The following is a 17108-nucleotide window of genomic DNA, read 5'->3' as shown; positions in this document are numbered from 1 at the left end:
GTCGATTGGCCACGCTTCTTCCTATTTATCGGAGGAGTTGGATGCCCCTTTTTACCATCTCGAATTTTGCCACCCTCGCCAAATTGATGGTCGCCACGAGAAAGATCCTGACCGAAGAGGATCCGCTGAACCGGTTCAAAGCGATGACCGATCTGGCAACCAATGCCAAATCCCTAAAGGGCGCACTCAACGACCGCAAAATGACCAAGCTTGCGACGATGCTGGAAAAGACGGCCCAGAATGCCGATGCCGCATTCGCCCATGCAGGCCCCAACAAAACCAACGCCCAACGGATCTTTTGGCAGGTCGTGCCCATCGCAATCGAAGACCCAAAAATTTTGGTAGATGCCGATCTGTCCTATCTTGCCGCGACGGACGCCATGGTGGCCAAGATCAAGGTCGAGGACACAGCGGAGGATTTCACGCGCGAACCGCTGGCCGCAACCTACTTTCGCAAGGTGATGCAACCCGTGCTCAAGCAATTGCTGGACGATCCGGCATTCGTTGATGGATTGGCGCCGGAACTGCGGCGCCGCTCCCGCCAGGATGAACGGGCCACGCGCGACACATCCGAGCGGACGATGGCCATGGTCGAAACGCTGCTGCAACGGACCGAGGGCGCGGTACCAAAGAAAACCCTCCTCAGCATCGTCCACACATTCGCACCGGACGCGCAGACCAAAGATCACATTCTGGCCAACCTGAATTATGCCGCGCAACTGGCCGTGGATCGCAAGGCACAAGATGCCGCCGATGACCGACGGGCCAAGGTGAAACAGCTGCTGTCCGGCCTGGCCAATCTGCGCGATGATGGGCACCTGGAAAAGGCGGCCGCGGCTGCAACCGACGCCGTTGAAAGCTACCGGTCCGAACATCCCGATGATGTCACCGGGATCTCTGCCTTGCTGTCCGCCGCGGTGGATTACCACATACTGATCGATGACCTTGATCCGGCGACACGTTATTTGCTGGAACAGGCAGATCTGGGCGGCCCGGCAGCGTCGTTCGACACGCTCAGACAGGTCTATCTCCACTGGTACGAAAGAGGTCGGGATAGGAGCATTCCGATCATGCTCCATCTCAGCGGGACCATCGCGATGGAAATGTTCGAACGTGCAGGCAATGACGCAGATCGCGGCATGGCAATGAACGATCTGGGCAATGCCTGTGCCGTCGCCGGCAGCCGGGATCCGACGCTCTCGTTTCTGGATAACGCCATTATCGGATTTGAACGCGCCATCCGGTATCGGAACCAGCCCGACCACGAATTGGCCTGGGCCGAAAGCCAGATGAACCTGGGGCATGCAAGCTCGCAAAAGGCGCGCCGGACGCGCGACAAACAGACGATCGAGACTGCGGGCAAGGCCTATATGGCCGCGCTGTCGGTCTTCTGCGCGGATCAAGACCCGGTGGACTGGACCATCGCCGTTTTGGGGATGGGAAATCTGTTCGTCCTGATTGGATCGATCGGCCAAGATCACGAAAGCCTGGCAACCGGGTGCGACTATCTGGATAAGGCGAGGGATCATCTTTCCCCTGACGATTATCCCGAAATCTGGGCCACCGCCCATCTGGACTATGGCGCCGCGCTGTCACAACTGGGCGCCTTGACCGACAATCAGACCTGTCTGATCAACGCCGCGTCCATGCTTCGGCTCGCCTTGCAAAGGCTGGACAAGCGCGACACGCCATATCCGTGGGCCAAGTCACAATTGAACCTCGGCAATGCGCAGGCCGAACTTGCGCGAATGGCTGGTGGCGCGGATCGGCTGGAAGCCGCAACCGATGCCTATCTGAAAGCAGCTGAGGTTTTGACACCCGAGGCGGACCCTCGGGGTTGGATCGAGCTTCAGTCGAACTTCGCCCGCCTCCACCTCTATTATTTTGACCAGGATCAGGTCGCGACCAATCTGGAGGAGGCCGAAGCCTATCTGACTGCCATCGAAGACGCACTGGATGGCGAGATCGCCCAAGAACTGGCCCAGAAAATCGCCGCTACTCGACAAGACATTCAGGATCGAAGGATTGAAAAACAGGACTGATACCGGTGTATCATCCGCCTTGGTCCGGATGCAGATGCCGCATCAAGAATGGTGGCAGGACCATCCGCATCGTGATTGAAGCGGCGGCACAATTCATCGCACGTTAACGTTCTGCGCACGCTATGCTGCGGCGCGATATGTATGGAATGTGCATGGGTTATGCATGGCCTATGACAGCCCAACTTGCCCCATTTGGTCGCGTTCGCTACGGTGCGGCAACGCATCTTCCAGACCGGAGTGACCATGACCCAGCGCCTGCATCTTGTCTTTGGTGGCGAGCTTATCGATCCGTCCCGGACCGAGTTCAAAGACCCCAATGACATCCACATGGTCGGGATTTTTCCGGACTACGCAACCGCCTATAATGCCTGGAAATCCGAGGCGCAGCGCACCGTCGACAATGCCCATATGCGCTATTTCATTGCGCATCTGCACAGGCTTCGGGATGAAGAACAGGCCGCTTCGGCGACCGAAGAACTAGGCAACTAGGCCCGCACGATGCTGGGTCGCATGTTGGGCGGATCCGATACGGGCCTGTTTCCGCGCAAGCGTGACGCCCGGCCGGCTGGTCCGCTGATCTGGATCCACGCGCCCGGCGGACGTCCCATCACGCAGGCAGAGGGCGCGGCCCTGGAAGATCTGCATCGCGCCTTGCTCGATGCGGATCCCGGCCTGACTTTTGCGATTTGCACCAATGCTCCGTTGCACCTACAAGTCCCTGTTTTACAAGTGAAATGCCCAGGTGAAACAGCCCGGGATGCGCAGAAATTCCTGCAACACTGGCGGCCGTCTCTGGGCATCTGGCTGGGCCCGGGTGACCCGAACCTTGTCCGCGTCTGCTCTGAACAAGGGATCCCGACAATCCTGGTGGCCAGCGATCCTGAAATCGTGCATCACCGCCTTGCGCGCGCCAGCTTTCCCTTCTTTGATCATATCCTGGCTGCGGATGAGATCACGGCTGCGGCCTTGGTCACGCCAACAGGCAAGGCCCCGGACGTCGTCGGCCCGCTGTCGAGTTGCCCCGCACCGCTCAAGGTCAACGAGGCGGAGTTGGAGGATATCGCCGGTGTGCTGGCCGGACGCCCGCTGTGGTTCGCCGCCTATGTCCCGCACGCCGAAATCGCCGCGGTTCTGGCCGCACAACGCCAAGCCATGCAAAGCGCCCATCGTCTGCTGTTGCTGCTGATGATCGATGAGGAGGAGGACAGCGACCCGTCCTGGCGCGATGGCATTCGTCACCTCAGCGAGCGCGATGTAGAAGGCGAGCCCTACGATGCCTCGGAGGTGTTCGTGATCCGTGGCGCGGACGAGTTGGGCCTGTGGCTGCGCCTTGCGCCCCTGACCTATCTGGGTGGCTCCTTGTCCACCGAATGCGCAATGAACCCGATGCAGGCCGCGGCCCTTGGCTCTGCCTTGATTGCGGGGCACCGGGGTGGGCGTTGGAGCGATCACCTGCAACGCCTTGAAACGGTGGAAGGTTTGCGCCGGATCGGAACGGCCAAGGCGCTGGGGCGGATCGTGACCACGCTGATGTCGGCAGACCACGCTGCCAGCCTGGCCCACAATGCCTGGACCCTGTCGACCGAAGGAGCGCCGCTGCTCAACCGCCTGACCGAACTTAGCCTTGATGCCGCCGACCGCCTTCCGATGGGGCAGGCGATCCGGCCCTGATGCCAGCCCCCGCCTTTTGGAACACGGGGCCCGCGCGGCGAAGCTGGCAAGCCCATCTGCTTCGTCCACTTGGCGCGATCTATGCTGGCGCAACGGCGCGGCGGTTGCGCAAGGGACACCCCCATCGGGCCGACATTCCAGTGATTTGCGTCGGAAACCTCAATGTTGGTGGCACTGGTAAAACACCCACAGCGATGGCATTGGCCATGGCCTTGGGCGACGGGGTGGGCATTGTCAGTCGCGGTCACGGCGGGCAATTGACCGGGCCGGTCAAGGTCGACCCCAACCAGATGACCGCCGGGGATGTCGGAGATGAACCGCTCCTGTTATCAGCTTTTGCGCAGGTTTGGATTGGCCGAGCCCGGGACGAGGCTGTTCAACTGGCGGAAACCGACGGCGACCTGAAGGTGATCATCCTTGATGACGGATTTCAAAACCCGTTTGTTCACAAGGACCTGTCCATCATCGTCGTCGACGCACAAACTGGGTTTGGCAATGGTCTGTGCCTGCCCGCTGGCCCGTTACGTGAACCCGTGGCCGCAGGTCTGGCACGGGCCGATCTGGTTCTGTCGATCGGGGATGAAACCGCTCAGGATCGCTTCAGTGAAACCTGGGGCAATCAGGTCACCGTTCCCCGATTGACCGGGCATCTTGCCCCGCTGCAAACCGGCATGGACTGGACCGGGTTACCGGTGATGGCCTTTGCCGGGATCGGTCGCCCCGCGAAATTCTTTCAAACGCTGCGCACACTCGGCGTTGACCTGCGCGACACCCGCGCGCTGGAAGATCACCAACCCCTGACACCAGCACTTATGACCCGGCTTGAGGCAGAGGCCAAAGCAAAGGGGGCGCAACTGGTGACGACTGAAAAAGATGCGGTGCGATTGCCGGCGGAGTTCAGACCAAAGGTGCTGACGGTGCCGGTGCGGCTGCAGATCCATGATTGGGATCCGCTACAGGCCCGGCTTACGAAGCTGGGCCTGTAGACGCGCCCCACGCCATGTTGGTGGTGCAGGGCACCGGGTCTTATTTACCTGGCATCAGGATATTGCCATTGGCCGTCACTTCACCGTTTGGCGCAACGACGATTTCAGAGAGCAACGTGTCCTCACCTTCGCCCGGACGGAAAGCCATTCCGCTCATCATGCGCACACCCAGGGCCTGATCCTGCGGGACAAGGCCCATCTGCACCAGCTTGTCGAGCAAGGCATTGGCGCCAACCAAGGTAAAGTTGGCAGATCCTTCGGGACGGGGCATCCCGTCAAAGGTTTGCAGATCTTCGTTGTCGAACGTGAAGGAACCTCCACCGGTCAGTTCCGCACCAGCAACGTTGACCTGCAATGCATCCAGATCAAGAGCGTGCAACTCACCCGGAGGTCCAGCAGGAACGGCACTCGGGTCAAGACTAGGGTCAAGGATGTCCATCAACCAGTTGCCCTGCCCGGTTAGATCGATCAGCAGCTTTGCCGGCGTCCGCGGCAGCACGGTCGCCGGGTCGAACATGTTCCAAACCGGATCGCCCAGTGTGAGTTGATCCATATCGATCTTCACCCGGAACGGCTGCGGCTCTTCCGATTCTGCAATGGGCATCACCACATTGGTCGTCAGGCTGTTCCAGCTTGCATCGACCTGCGGAATCGGGATGTCAGAGCTTTGCAGCGCAACCTTCAGAACGTCATAGATCACTTCATAGCTGATCTCATCGGGGTTGATCGCGAAATCGGCAGAGCCGCCTTCGGATGTGAGATCCATGTTAAAGGTCTGCGCCGCCTCCGCCACATCAATCGATATGGTCGAGGGGCCGTAGGTCATCTTGCCGGTGCCCGCGAGACCATTCTTGAGCATGGTCGGCAGGTCGCTGGTGCCGAAAAGCGATCCGTTCGTGCTGGTTGAAATGAAGGTGATGTCCTTCATCTCCCCACCGCCCGTGAAGTTAGCGTTGGTGTCCGGATCTTCGCCCTTCATGTCCATGCTCAAGGCAGAGATCGTGAAATTCGAAACCAGCTCGACCGGCGTCGCCTTGCTGATGGAATACTGACCGGCCGTGTTGGTCAGGGAGAATGTCATCTCAAATGGCGCGACCTCGTCACCCACCTTAATCTCGGTCGGTTCGACGGTCAGGGTCGGAGCAGTAAAGACATAGCTGACTGCCTCACCCGCATCGGAGGCAATAACGGTCGCATCAGGCTGGCTGACCTTCATGGCGACAGTGACCGTCTCCCCAAATTCGGGTGTCATGGCCATGGTCATGTCGTAATCCGGCGAGAACGTCATGGTGACCGTTCCGTCACTGTTTTCGGTCATCACCACCTGTTCAAGCCGACCCGACAGCGTGCCGTCCTGCATTTCAGAGCTGAAGGCCATGCCGGTCAGGGTCAGAACGCCGCCCGCCTCGGTCTCGCCCTCGACGGTCATCGTCTGACCGGAGGCTTCTGCTTGCTGTTGCCAATTTTCCCATGTCTCTTGCGCAGTCAGCGCCCAGCCCTGCACCGGCAGCAGGGACAATGCCAACACGCTGGCCGTCACGTGAAGAGATCTAGTCATAGAAAGGTCCTTTTCGGGTCATCGTAAATATATAGTTGGCCCATGGTTGAGCCGAAAGCCGCAGGCAAAACCGACCGAGCCTTGGACTTGGCACTGGCAGACCGCTAACACTGGCGTAACTTAGGAGTGGAGCGGTCAAGATGGTAGACCTCAACGGGCAATACAGTGCTGATTACTGGGGCAAGCAGAGGAATTGGTGCGGAAACAGTCCGTATCTTTGCCCGCGCGGGCGCCAAGGTAGGGATGATGGCGCGCAGCGAGACGGCGTTGGCCGATCTGGCCGCCGAAATCGGTCAGGACGCAGTGCCCTTGCCGTGTGACGTGGCCGATTACGATGCCGTCAGTGCCGCGGTAGCAACGCTGGGCAAGGTTGATATTCTGATCAACAATGCCGGTGTGATCGAACCGATCTCGCATCTTGCACACTCCGATCCGTCGGATTGGGGACAGGTGATCGATATCAACCTGAAAGGCGTTTACAACGGGATGCGCGCCGTGTTGCCCGGCATGCTGGCTGCGGGTGGTGGCACGATCCTGACCGTCAGTTCCGGTGCTGCCCATGGCCCGGTAGAGGCATGGTCGCATTACTGCGCGTCCAAGGCCGCCTGCGCCATGCTGACCCGCTGCATCGACAAGGAAAACGCAGACCAAGGCATCCGCGCCATGGGGTTGAGCCCGGGCACGGTCGCCACCCAGATGCAACGAGAGATCAAGGCATCCGGCGTGAACCCGGTCAGCCAGTTGGATTGGGATGTGCATATTCCCGCGAATTGGCCCGCACAGGCCCTTTTGTGGATGTGCGGGCCCGAGGCGGATGGCTATGCCGGATCCGAAATCAGCCTGCGTGATGACGAGATCCGCCAGAAAATCGGCCTGACCGCGTGATCGCGCTGGATCGCAGGGGCAACGGGACAGAGGCCCTGTGGACGCTCACCATCGACCGGACCGACAAGGCCAACGCGCTGCGCCGGGATATGCTGCAAGAGATTCTGACGATCTTTGAAGCGGCCGCCGCCGAACAAATCGGCGGTTTGATCCTGACCGGCGCAGGCACGGTTTTCAGTGCGGGCGCGGATCTGGATCAGGCGAAGGTCGGTCTGGCCACCGATCAGATCTGGGAAAGAGTCTCGGCCCGGTTGGCCAGCCTGGATTGCATGACCATTGCCGCGCTGAACGGAACCCTGGCCGGTGGCGCATTTGGTATGGCCCTGGCCTGCGATCTGCGGATTTCCGTGCCCAGCGCCAAGTTCTTTTATCCTGTCATGCAGTTGGGCTTTGCCCCGCAACCGTCCGACCCACAGCGGATGACCGCACTTATCGGGCCGTCCAAGACCAGGCTGATCCTGATGGCCAGCGAACGGATCGACGCCGCAACGGCGCTGGACTGGGGTTTGATCGATCGGATTACCGAACCCGACAGTCTGCTGCCCACAGCCCATGCATGGATCGAACCGACCCTGGCTGCCCCGTTGGAGATCCGGCGCAAGATCAAGCGGATGTGCCCGTGATACGGCGCGTAGCTGATGCCATGCGACATATCCTCCCCCTTGGAGGAGGCGGGCAATGAGGATAGCAAGAGGTTGAACAAGCTGGAAAAGACGATCCTTGGCAGAGATTAGCAACCGTCCCCCACCCCGCCCCCTGACATTGAGAGACGTCTCGGAAGCCTCTGGCGTCAGCGAAATGACCGTCAGTCGGGTTTTGCGCAATCGCGGCGATGTCAGCCCGACGACCCGGGAAAAGGTGTTGGCCGCGGCCAAGCGGTTGGGTTACGTGCCCAACAAGATCGCAGGCGCGCTGGCCTCCAGCCGGGTCAATCTGGTGGCGGTGATCATCCCCAGCCTGTCGAACATGGTCTTCCCTGAGGTTCTGATGGGCATCAATGCGGTGCTTGATGAAACCGATCTGCAGCCTGTTGTGGGCGTCACCCAATACAGCCCCGAGCGTGAGGAAAAGGTGCTGTATCAGATGCTGTCCTGGCGGCCCTCCGGCGTGATCATTGCGGGTCTGGAACATACCGAACCCGCCATGGCCATGCTGCGATCCGCCGGGTGCCCCGTGGTGCAGATCATGGACGTGGATGGTGATCCCGTTGATGCCATGGTTGGCATCTCCCACCGCCGAGCCGGTCGCAAGATGGCCCAGGCCATTCTGGAGGCGGGTTACACACGGATCGGGTTTCTGGGCACCAAGATGCCGCTGGACCACCGCGCCCGCAAACGGTTCGAAGGCTTTACGGAGGTTCTGGCCAAGGCCGGGCTGGAGATTGCGGACCGGGAATTTTACGAAGGTGGATCAGCCTTGACCAAGGGGCGCGAAATGACAGCGGCCATGCTGGACCGAACCCCCGATCTGGATTTTCTGTATTACTCCAACGATATGATCGGCGCTGGCGGGCTGCTGTATTGCCTTGAGAAAGGCATTGATGTGCCGGGAAAGGTCGGTCTGGCGGGGTTCAATGGGGTCGAACTGATCGGCGGCCTGCCCAAACGGCTTGCCACCATGGATGCCTGCCGGGTTGAGATCGGAGAGGAAGCCGCCCGCATCATTGCCACCCGGGCCGAGGACGGCGCAACCGGCAGTGGCGAAAGCGTGGTTCTGACCCCCAAGCTGGAACTGGGCGAAACGCTTGCCCGCAATGGACAAGGGCCTGTTGATCCGGTTTAAGCGCCGCAAAAGACAGGTGCGACGGCCCGAATGGTTGATGTCTCTATCGTGATCCCGATGAAGAACGAGGCCCTGAATGTGGGGCCCGTCGTCGGGGATATCATCGCCACGTGCGACGGGCTGACCGCGTTTGAAGTGATCGTGGTCGATGACGGATCCACCGATGATACCGCCGATCAGGTGCGCGCCATGGGCGACCCGCGGGTGCGCCTGTTGCAGCATGATCGGTCCGGCGGGCAAAGTGCGGCGGTGCATAGCGGGGTGATTGCGGCCAAGGGGCGGATCATCTGCACCCTGGACGGCGACGGGCAGAACCCCCCGTCGGAGTTGCCGAAACTGTTCCAACCCCTGCTGGCAGACACAACCGGGCAGCTTGGCCTTGTCGCCGGGCAGCGCGTCAGGCGGCAGGATACGACATCGAAACTGTGGGCCTCGCGCCTCGCCAATACTTTACGCGCGCAAATTTTGAAGGATGGGACCCGCGATACCGGCTGTGGTTTGAAAGGGTTCCGCCGCGATGCCTTTCTGGCGCTGCCCTATTTCGATCACATGCATCGCTATCTGCCTGCCCTGTTCAAGCGTGACGGCTGGCAGGTGGAACTGGCCGATGTCAGCCATAGGGAACGTGCGGCGGGCGCCTCGCATTACACCAATTTCCACCGAGCCATGGTCGGGTTCTTTGATCTGATGGGCGTGGCCTGGCTGATCCGCCGCCGCAAAAAGGCGCAGCCCCTGCGACAGACCGATGGCTGAGACGGCGTTTCGCATCCTCGCCGTGTCAAGCTGGCTTGAGTTTTGGTGGGTCATGGTGGGCCTGGGCGGGCAGTTGCTGTTCACCGCGCGGTTCCTGATCCAGTGGATCGCAAGCGAACGCGCCGGCAAATCGGTGATGCCCGTGGCGTTCTGGTACTTTTCCATCAGCGGCGGGATCATCCTGTTTGCCTATGCCTGCTACCGGCAGGATCCGGTTTTTATCTTGGGTCAGACGATGGGTTTGGTCGTCTATATCCGCAACCTCTGGCTGATCCATGTCGAACGTCGCCGCGGCTGACCGCTGGCTGCCTTGGGCGGTTTTATGGGTCGGGGTGATCACCGCCTACCGGATCGTGATGCTGGCCTTTGACTCCACCGATCTGTTCGTGGACGAGGCGCAGTATTGGCTGTGGGGGCAGGATCTGGCCTTTGGCTATTATTCCAAACCGCCCATGATTGGCTGGGTGATCCGGTTATCGACCGAGGTCGGTGGGTCAGACGCCCCCTTCTGGGTCCGCCTGCCCGGCGCGATTTTCCATGGGGCAACTGCGTTGATCCTGGCCGCGATCGCCGCGCACAGCTTTGGCGCCCGGGCCGCGTCGGTAGCCGTAGCCGTAGCCTATGCGACCCTGCCGGTGGTGACCGTGGGAAGCTTCCTGATCTCAACAGATACGGTGATGTTCCCGTTTCTTGCGCTGGCCTTGTTGTGTTGGCTGCGGGTGCTGGGCGGTGCTGGCTGGGGATGGGCGGTGACTGCCGGATCGGCGCTGGGCCTTGCCTTCCTGTCGAAATATGCGGCGGCCTACTACGTTATGGGGGCGATTCTGGCCGCCATCTTCGGGGCGCAAGCGCGGCCCAGCTGGCGCAATGCGGGGTTGGGCCTGATGGCATTTTGCATCGTGATTGCACCAAATATCCTGTGGAACCTGGTGAATGGTGCCCACACGGTTGAACACACGTTGGACAACGCTGATTGGGTGCGCGACCCCGGCACGCGGGCCGCGTTCAACTGGGCGGGTCTGGCCGAGTTTTTTGGCAACCAGTTTATCGTATTCGGTCCTGTCTTCTTTGGCGCGCTGCTATGGCTTTGGGCGCGGCTGCGGGGTGTGTTTCTTTGGTTCTCGCTTCCCATCGTGCTATTGGTCTGTGGCCAGGCCTTCCTGTCGCAGGCCTATGCGAACTGGGCTGCCGCCGCCTATCTGGCGGGCACGTTGATGGTGGTGCCATGGCTGGCGCTGAACCACCGCCACTGGTTGACCGGATCACTGGTGCTGCACGGTATATTCGCCGCCACCATCCCGCTGGGTGCAATCTTTGCGGCAAGTGCGGCACCGGACAGTCTGCTTGAGCGCGTCTATGGCCGCTACCTGGGCCAGACTGCCTTTAGCGAGGCTATCCTGACGGCAGCCCAACGCGACGGCGTAACTGCCATTGTCGCCGATAACCGCGATGTGCTGGCGGACCTGTTCTATACGGGGCGGGATGCGGGCCTGCCGATCTATGCCAAACCGCGGGCGGGGCGCGCGCGCAATCATTACGAACTTAACCACAGCTACGGGGGTACCCAACCGGGTCGCGTGCTGTTTGTTGGCCGCAACGTGCCGGATGCCTGCAATCCGTCCCCCACGAAATTGGAGCATCCCGCCCCTGACCAGCGCATTGCGGCTTATGTCATCGATGGCACCTGTTGGGGCGATCCGTGACGCTTTCGGGTTTTCGGATCCGCCAGCACAGGCTAGTTGGCAATCAAGGGCGTGAAGTGGGTAAGGGGCAGCGGACGTGACACAGCAACAAACGGCGCTGGTAACCGGCGCGGCAGGGTTCATCGGATTTCACGTCGCCAAACGGTTGTTGGACGACGGGTACCGCGTCATCGGGCTTGACTCCATGAACGACTATTACGACGTCACGCTGAAAGAGCGGCGCGCACAGATCCTGATTGAAGACCCCACATTCACGATGGTCCACGGCAAGCTGGAACAGCCCCGCCTGCTGTTGGAGCTGTTCTGCCGGCATCAACCCACGGTTGTCGTCCACCTGGCCGCGCAGGCGGGCGTACGGTTTTCCATCGAACAGCCACGCAGCTACGTCGAAGCCAACCTGATCGGCATGTTCGAACTTTTGGAGGCCGCACGCGCCCATCCACCGACGCATATGCTAATGGCTTCGACCTCCAGCATCTACGGCGCCAATACCAAGATGCCCTATGCCGAGACGGATAAGGTCGACACCCAGATGTCGTTCTATGCGGCGACCAAAAAGGCGAATGAGGCGATGGCCCATTCCTACGCCCACCTTTACGGCCTGCCCATGACGATGTTCCGGTTCTTCACCGTTTATGGCCCGTGGGGGCGGCCCGATATGGCGCTGTTCAAATTCGTCTCGGCCATCCAGGAGGGTCGTGCGATTGACGTCTATAACCACGGCAACATGCGCCGCGACTTCACCTATATTGATGATCTGGTCGAAGGGGTCCGCAGGTTGATCGACACCCCCCCGCTGGGGCCCGATCACCGCACCGATCCAATCCCCGGCGACAGCCTATCGCCCGTTGCGCCATGGCGGACGGTGAATATCGGCAATGCCAATCCCACGGCTTTGGGGGATTTCATCGCAGCCATCGAAGGGGCAATGGGGCAGGAGGCGCAGAAGACCTACATGGATATGCAACCTGGCGACGTTCCCGCGACATGGGCCGATACCAGCCTGCTGACCCACTTGATCGGCACGCTGCCGCAGACCGACCTGAAAACTGGTATCACAGCCTTTGTCCGGTGGTACAAAGCGTCATACAACCGCGCACCCTAGGATAAACCGCCTACATCATGGGCATTGTTGCGGGCAAAGGTATCGGGCGTTGACATCATGCCCGTCGCGGTTATGAGCGCCGCATTGACGCCGGGCCGCGTTTGGCCCATGCGTCTGTGGCATTTGGAATAAGGTAAGGGTTTTCGCAATGAAAATAGCGATGATTGGCACCGGATATGTCGGTCTGGTCTCTGGCGTCTGTGTCTCGGATTTCGGGCATGAAGTGATCTGCGTCGACAAGAACGCCGAAAAGGTCGCAATGCTGGAGCGGGGCGAGGTCCCGATCTATGAGCCAGGCCTGGACGAGCTGATGGCCAAGAACGTGCAGGCGGGCCGATTATCGTTCACCCAGGATCTGGGCGCCGCCGTGGCCGAAGCCGATGCCGTGTTCATCGCCGTCGGCACGCCGACCCGCCGGGGCGACGGCCATGCAGACCTGACCTTTGTCTATGCCGCCGCCAAGGAGATTGCCGCATCGCTGACGGGCTATACCGTGGTCGTGACCAAATCGACTGTCCCCGTGGGGACAAACCGCGAAGTGGGCCGCATCATCAAGGAAACGGCCCCCGAGGCAGATTTCGACGTCGCCTCCAACCCCGAATTCCTGCGCGAAGGGGCCGCGATTGATGATTTTATGCGCCCCGACCGGGTGGTTGTTGGTCTGGAATCCGAGCGCGCCAAGGAGGTGATGAGCGACATCTACCGCCCGCTCTTCCTGCGCGACTTCCCCGTCGTCTACACCGATCTGGAAAGCGCCGAGGTGATCAAATACGCCGCCAACGCGTTCCTTGCGACCAAGATCACCTTCATCAACGAAATGGCGATGCTGTGTGAGCGTGTCGGGGCGGATATCAAATCCGTATCCAAGGGCATAGGGCTGGACGGTCGTATCGGGAACAAGTTCCTCCATGCCGGGCCGGGCTATGGCGGGTCGTGCTTCCCGAAAGACACCCGTGCCTTGGCCCGGATCGGCCAGGAACATGCAGCCCCGTTGCAGATCACCGAGACGGTCATCAAGGTCAATGAAGAGATCAAGCGCAGGATGGTCGAAAAGTTGAGCGACCTGTGCGATGGCACCTTCAACGGCAAAACGGTCGCCGTGCTGGGCGCGACGTTCAAACCCAATACCGACGATATGCGCGAAGCGCCGTCCCTTACGATCATCCCCGCCTTGGTCGGTGGCGGTGCCAAGGTCCGCGTGGTCGACCCCCAGGGGCGCCGCGAAGGCGAAGCCATGCTGCCTGGCGTCGAATGGGTGGAAGACGCGTATCAAGCAGCCCAAGACGCCGACGCGCTGGTGCTGTTGACCGAATGGAACGAATTCCGCGCCCTGGATCTGGAACGTCTGTCAGGCATCATGAAGACCGCGCGCATGGCGGATCTGCGCAACGTCTATGCAGGCCCTGACGTGACAAAAGCCGGTTTCGAAACCTATGTCAGCGTCGGTCGCTAAACGCAGCTGAACAACGACAACGGCCTCAGCCCACAGGTTGGGGCCTTTTTGTGAAGGCCAGCTCGCTACCGACAATTCGGCTGTCGGCGCCTGATCGTCATAGCCCGGCCCCTGGTATCAACTGACAGTCATGCAGCTACAGGTGGCCCCATGGCTGACCTTTTGCGATACGCTGCCCATCAACAGGCTACCGATACTGCCCAGCCCACGTCGCCCCAGCACCACCAAATCAGCCTCTACCATTGTGATCACTTTCAATATGTCGGTCGCGGGATCGTGGCTGCCCACGATGCTTTGCTTGGCATTGCAACCTTTGGCGGTGGCGATGCTCTCGGCTTCGCGCATGACTTTGCGGCCCGCTTCGGCGATCGTGTTCGGGTCCGGCGCGATCTCAACAGCACCTGCGCCAACCGCGATGGCCGTGGTCTCAACCTGTGGGGAATGAACAAGATGCAGTTCGGATCCATATTGGGTGGCCAGGTTGCACACGACCGACAAGGCGTGCTTGGCAGGTTCAGACCCATCTACCGCGACGACAATACGTTCGAACATGGTAGCTACCTTCCCTGATGATGCGCCAGCTTGACACGCCATACCGCGCTGTGGCTTGACCAAGATCAATCGCCGCTCGATTTTCAGTTAACAGCGACGGCCTCAGTCGCTGCTGCGGAATGGGAACACCCCGACGGGTCGGCCTCCCTCGGAATGTCCCGCTTTTTGCGCGCTCACGCACATTGACCCCCAATCATTTGCAGTTTCGTTTTGGCGCAACGACGTCTAAGTCGCGATGTGCAAGTCAGGAAGCGGGCTTTCAGGATCCAAGCCGCGCCCCGGCCTGCCCGAAAAGGAGAGCGAATGTGCCATCCATAGTCTCGGTCAATGATCTGCAAAAGACCTACGATAGCGGGTTCGAAGCGCTCAAACGCATCAATCTGGAAATTGAAGAAGGGGAGATTTTGGCCCTTCTTGGCCCCAATGGTGCTGGCAAGACCACCTTGATCTCTACCATCTGCGGGATCACGCGCCCCACATCGGGGACTGTCACGGTGGGCGGCCATGACGTCATCGATGACTTTCGGGGGGCGCGTCAGATGATCGGCCTTGTTCCGCAAGAAATCAATCTGGAGCCGTTCATGAAGGTCCAGAACACCGTCGCCTTCACCCGCGGGTTATTCGGCAAAAAACCTGATCCAGCGTATCTGCAAGACATTCTCACCCGTCTGTCCCTGTGGGACAAGCGGGACGCCAAGGTGATGGAGCTTTCGGGCGGTATGAAACGGCGCGTCCTGATCGCCAAAGCACTCAGCCATGGGCCGCGCATTCTGTTTCTGGACGAACCGACTGCAGGTGTCGATGTCGAACTCCGCAAGGACATGTGGGAGACGGTTGCGGCCCTCAAAGCGGATGGTGTGACCACGATCCTGACCACGCATTACATCGAAGAGGCGGAAGCGATCGCCGATCGCGTCGCGGTCATCAACAAGGGGGAGATCCTGTTGGTCGAAGACAAGGCCGATCTGATGGTGCGCATGGGCAAGAAACGCCTGACCATCGCCCTGCAACACCCCACCGACCAGATCCCCGATGCCTTGTCGCGGTATGAGCTGATTTTGGGAAATGGTGGCGAAACCCTCACCTACACCTACGACACCGAAGGTGAGCGCACGGGTATCACCGCCCTGCTTTCCGATCTGTCGGCGGCTGGTCTCCAGATGCGGGATCTACAGACCGGACAGAGCAGCCTCGAAGACATCTTTGTCGATCTCGTAAAGGACCCGGCATGAACGTGATCGCGATCCAGACCATCTTTTGGACGGAAATGGCGCGCTTCTTTCGCACCATGAGCCAAAGCCTGATCTCCCCAGTCTTGTCGACCTCGCTTTATTTCGTCGTCTTCGGTTCTGCCATCGGCAGCCGCATCGATCAGGTCGAAGGGGTCGCTTACGGCGCCTTCATCGTTCCAGGGCTCATCATGCTGAGCGTGATGACCCAGGCGGTCTCAAATGCCTCTTTCGGGATCTATTTTCCAAAATTCATCGGCACGATCTATGAGCATCTGTCGGCGCCCGTGAATTTTCTGGAGATCGTCATTGGTTTCGTGGGGGCCGCGGCTGTCAAAGCGCTCATGATCGGGATCATCATCCTGGTGACCGCCTTTTTCTTTGTCGACCTGCCCATCGTCCACCCGTTGGCCATGGTCGCGTTTTTGCTGCTCACCTGCCTGTCCTTCGCGCTTTTGGGCTTCATCATTGGCATCTGGGCCGAGAATTTTGAGCAATTGCAGCTAATCCCGCTGCTGGTCATCACGCCATTGGTCTTTCTGGGGGGCAGTTTCTATTCCATCTCTATGCTTCCGCCGGTATGGCAGACAATCTCGATGTTCAATCCGGTGGTGTATCTGGTCTCGGGTTTCCGTTGGTCATTCTTTGGGACGGCCGATGTGCCCATCGGAGTCAGTTTACTGGCCATCGGTACGTTCACCGCGATCTGCCTGGGAGTGATTTGGTGGATCTTCAAGACCGGGTATCGGCTACGGCAATAGGTCAGGCCCATCATCAGGGTGTTGGTTTGAGACAAACCCTTGGTTCAGGGCCCAGTTTTGCGCGCGTTCCTTTGTCGTTTCTTCGGGCAGCCTCGAAAGATCCCCGAAGAAAGCACTAGTGTTCCCCCATTGATATAGTCAACCAGCGGTGGGCTAGCTGTTGCTGGGTCACGCCAAACTGGCAGTGTCGCTGACCGGGTTCTCCTTACACCAGCGCCGATCCCGACGGCTTCATGCGAACGAACCAAATGTCGATTACGTCAAAGCCTTCGCTGACAGTTTCGATGCCCCTCTGCGTGTGGGGGTTACGATGCGCCGGATAGCGCAAATACGCTGCCCGATCCCAAGACGACCGAGGCGAAGTCCGACCATGACATGTCGGGCCACGACGGCGGGCACGAGATCGACATGCGTCGGTTCGCCTGTGATGGTCTGCCGTTTTAAGGATCGGTAATCGGCATGCACGGCAAGACGGTCACCTTTGCGCCCGATCTGGAAAAGAACCGTAAGCGATGTCTCGGGACCGTCTACGGGTTGGCTTGACTGGCGTTAAAGCTCCACGGGAGGAGTTCATCTAGCCTGTTTTGCGGGTGCCCGCTGGCGATGCGTTCAAGGGTGGTTCTGAGGT

Annotated in this window: 17 protein-coding genes; 14 read left to right on the top strand and 3 right to left on the bottom strand. The window is 60.0% G+C overall.

All coding sequences use genetic code 11. From position 1 onward, the window contains the following. Window positions 1-41 precede the first annotated feature (41 nt). From IU397_RS21485 to lpxK, 4 genes are all read left to right on the top strand, one after another. Window positions 42-2042: a hypothetical protein gene (locus tag IU397_RS21485; protein WP_204417555.1), complete on the top strand. Its 2001-nt coding sequence runs from the start codon at window positions 42-44 to the stop codon at window positions 2040-2042. A 243-nt stretch (window positions 2043-2285) separates the two neighbouring features. Then, the gene (locus IU397_RS21480; protein WP_204417554.1) at window positions 2286-2531 is read left to right on the top strand and encodes a DUF4170 domain-containing protein; all 246 of its coding nucleotides are present in this window, start codon (window positions 2286-2288) and stop codon (window positions 2529-2531) included. Between the two features lie 9 nt (window positions 2532-2540). Further along, complete coding sequence (locus IU397_RS21475) at window positions 2541-3713, top strand: glycosyltransferase N-terminal domain-containing protein (protein ID WP_204417552.1); 1173 nt, start codon at window positions 2541-2543, stop codon at window positions 3711-3713. Continuing rightward, window positions 3713-4699, top strand: a complete 987-nt coding sequence (lpxK, locus tag IU397_RS21470; RefSeq protein WP_204417550.1) for a tetraacyldisaccharide 4'-kinase — start codon at window positions 3713-3715, stop codon at window positions 4697-4699. Before IU397_RS21475 ends, lpxK begins: the two co-directional genes overlap by 1 nt. Before the next feature lie 40 nt (window positions 4700-4739). On the opposite strand, the gene IU397_RS21465 is transcribed toward lpxK, so the two are convergent. After that, entirely contained in the window at window positions 4740-6257 is a 1518-nt protein-coding gene (locus IU397_RS21465; protein ID WP_204417548.1) for a DUF2125 domain-containing protein, read from the bottom strand. 168 nt (window positions 6258-6425) lie between these two features. Here IU397_RS21465 and IU397_RS21460 point away from each other — a divergent pair, with 168 nt between their 5' ends. The 8 genes from IU397_RS21460 (at window position 6426) to IU397_RS21425 (ending at window position 13938) form a co-directional block, all read left to right on the top strand. Then, a complete protein-coding gene (locus tag IU397_RS21460) occupies window positions 6426-7142 on the top strand; it encodes an SDR family oxidoreductase (protein ID WP_204417583.1) in 717 nt (238 codons plus the stop codon). Next, a complete protein-coding gene (locus IU397_RS21455; RefSeq protein ID WP_204417546.1) occupies window positions 7139-7765 on the top strand; it encodes an enoyl-CoA hydratase/isomerase family protein in 627 nt (208 codons plus the stop codon). Before IU397_RS21460 ends, IU397_RS21455 begins: the two co-directional genes overlap by 4 nt. A gap of 97 nt (window positions 7766-7862) precedes the next feature. Further along, window positions 7863-8924, top strand: a complete 1062-nt coding sequence (locus tag IU397_RS21450; protein WP_204417544.1) for a LacI family DNA-binding transcriptional regulator — start codon at window positions 7863-7865, stop codon at window positions 8922-8924. Window positions 8925-8954: 30 nt separating this feature from the next. Next, entirely contained in the window at window positions 8955-9677 is a 723-nt protein-coding gene (locus IU397_RS21445; protein ID WP_204417543.1) for a glycosyltransferase family 2 protein, read from the top strand. Next, on the top strand, window positions 9670-9975 hold the full coding sequence (locus IU397_RS21440) for a lipid-A-disaccharide synthase N-terminal domain-containing protein (RefSeq protein WP_204417541.1): 306 nt from the start codon (window positions 9670-9672) through the stop codon (window positions 9973-9975). The genes IU397_RS21445 and IU397_RS21440 overlap by 8 nt, the downstream gene beginning before the upstream one ends. After that, window positions 9953-11380 carry a glycosyltransferase family 39 protein gene (locus tag IU397_RS21435; protein WP_204417539.1) on the top strand — a complete coding sequence of 476 codons (1428 nt, stop codon included), beginning with the start codon at window positions 9953-9955 and terminating at the stop codon, window positions 11378-11380. Before IU397_RS21440 ends, IU397_RS21435 begins: the two co-directional genes overlap by 23 nt. A gap of 76 nt (window positions 11381-11456) precedes the next feature. Then, window positions 11457-12485: an SDR family NAD(P)-dependent oxidoreductase gene (locus IU397_RS21430; RefSeq protein WP_204417537.1), complete on the top strand. Its 1029-nt coding sequence runs from the start codon at window positions 11457-11459 to the stop codon at window positions 12483-12485. A 148-nt stretch (window positions 12486-12633) separates the two neighbouring features. Beyond that, window positions 12634-13938 (top strand): UDP-glucose/GDP-mannose dehydrogenase family protein, encoded by a 1305-nt coding sequence (locus tag IU397_RS21425; RefSeq protein ID WP_204417535.1) that lies wholly within the window; start codon window positions 12634-12636, stop codon window positions 13936-13938. 117 nt (window positions 13939-14055) lie between these two features. Here the strand turns inward: IU397_RS21425 and IU397_RS21420 are convergent, their stop codons facing one another. Continuing rightward, entirely contained in the window at window positions 14056-14490 is a 435-nt protein-coding gene (locus tag IU397_RS21420; RefSeq protein ID WP_204417533.1) for a universal stress protein, read from the bottom strand. 305 nt (window positions 14491-14795) lie between these two features. Here IU397_RS21420 and IU397_RS21415 point away from each other — a divergent pair, with 305 nt between their 5' ends. After that, a complete protein-coding gene (locus IU397_RS21415; protein ID WP_204417531.1) occupies window positions 14796-15722 on the top strand; it encodes an ABC transporter ATP-binding protein in 927 nt (308 codons plus the stop codon). Next, window positions 15719-16480: an ABC transporter permease gene (locus tag IU397_RS21410; RefSeq protein ID WP_204417529.1), complete on the top strand. Its 762-nt coding sequence runs from the start codon at window positions 15719-15721 to the stop codon at window positions 16478-16480. The genes IU397_RS21415 and IU397_RS21410 overlap by 4 nt, the downstream gene beginning before the upstream one ends. Window positions 16481-17007: 527 nt before the next feature. On the opposite strand, the gene IU397_RS24045 is transcribed toward IU397_RS21410, so the two are convergent. Next, window positions 17008-17108, bottom strand: a 101-nt coding sequence (locus tag IU397_RS24045) for a transposase domain-containing protein (protein WP_204417581.1), incomplete at its 5' end; no start/stop codon positions are given.

It is taken from the genome of Actibacterium sp. 188UL27-1 (assembly GCF_016901225.1).
Classification (GTDB): domain Bacteria; phylum Pseudomonadota; class Alphaproteobacteria; order Rhodobacterales; family Rhodobacteraceae; genus 188UL27-1.
This window is presented reverse-complemented; position numbering and strand designations above follow the sequence as displayed.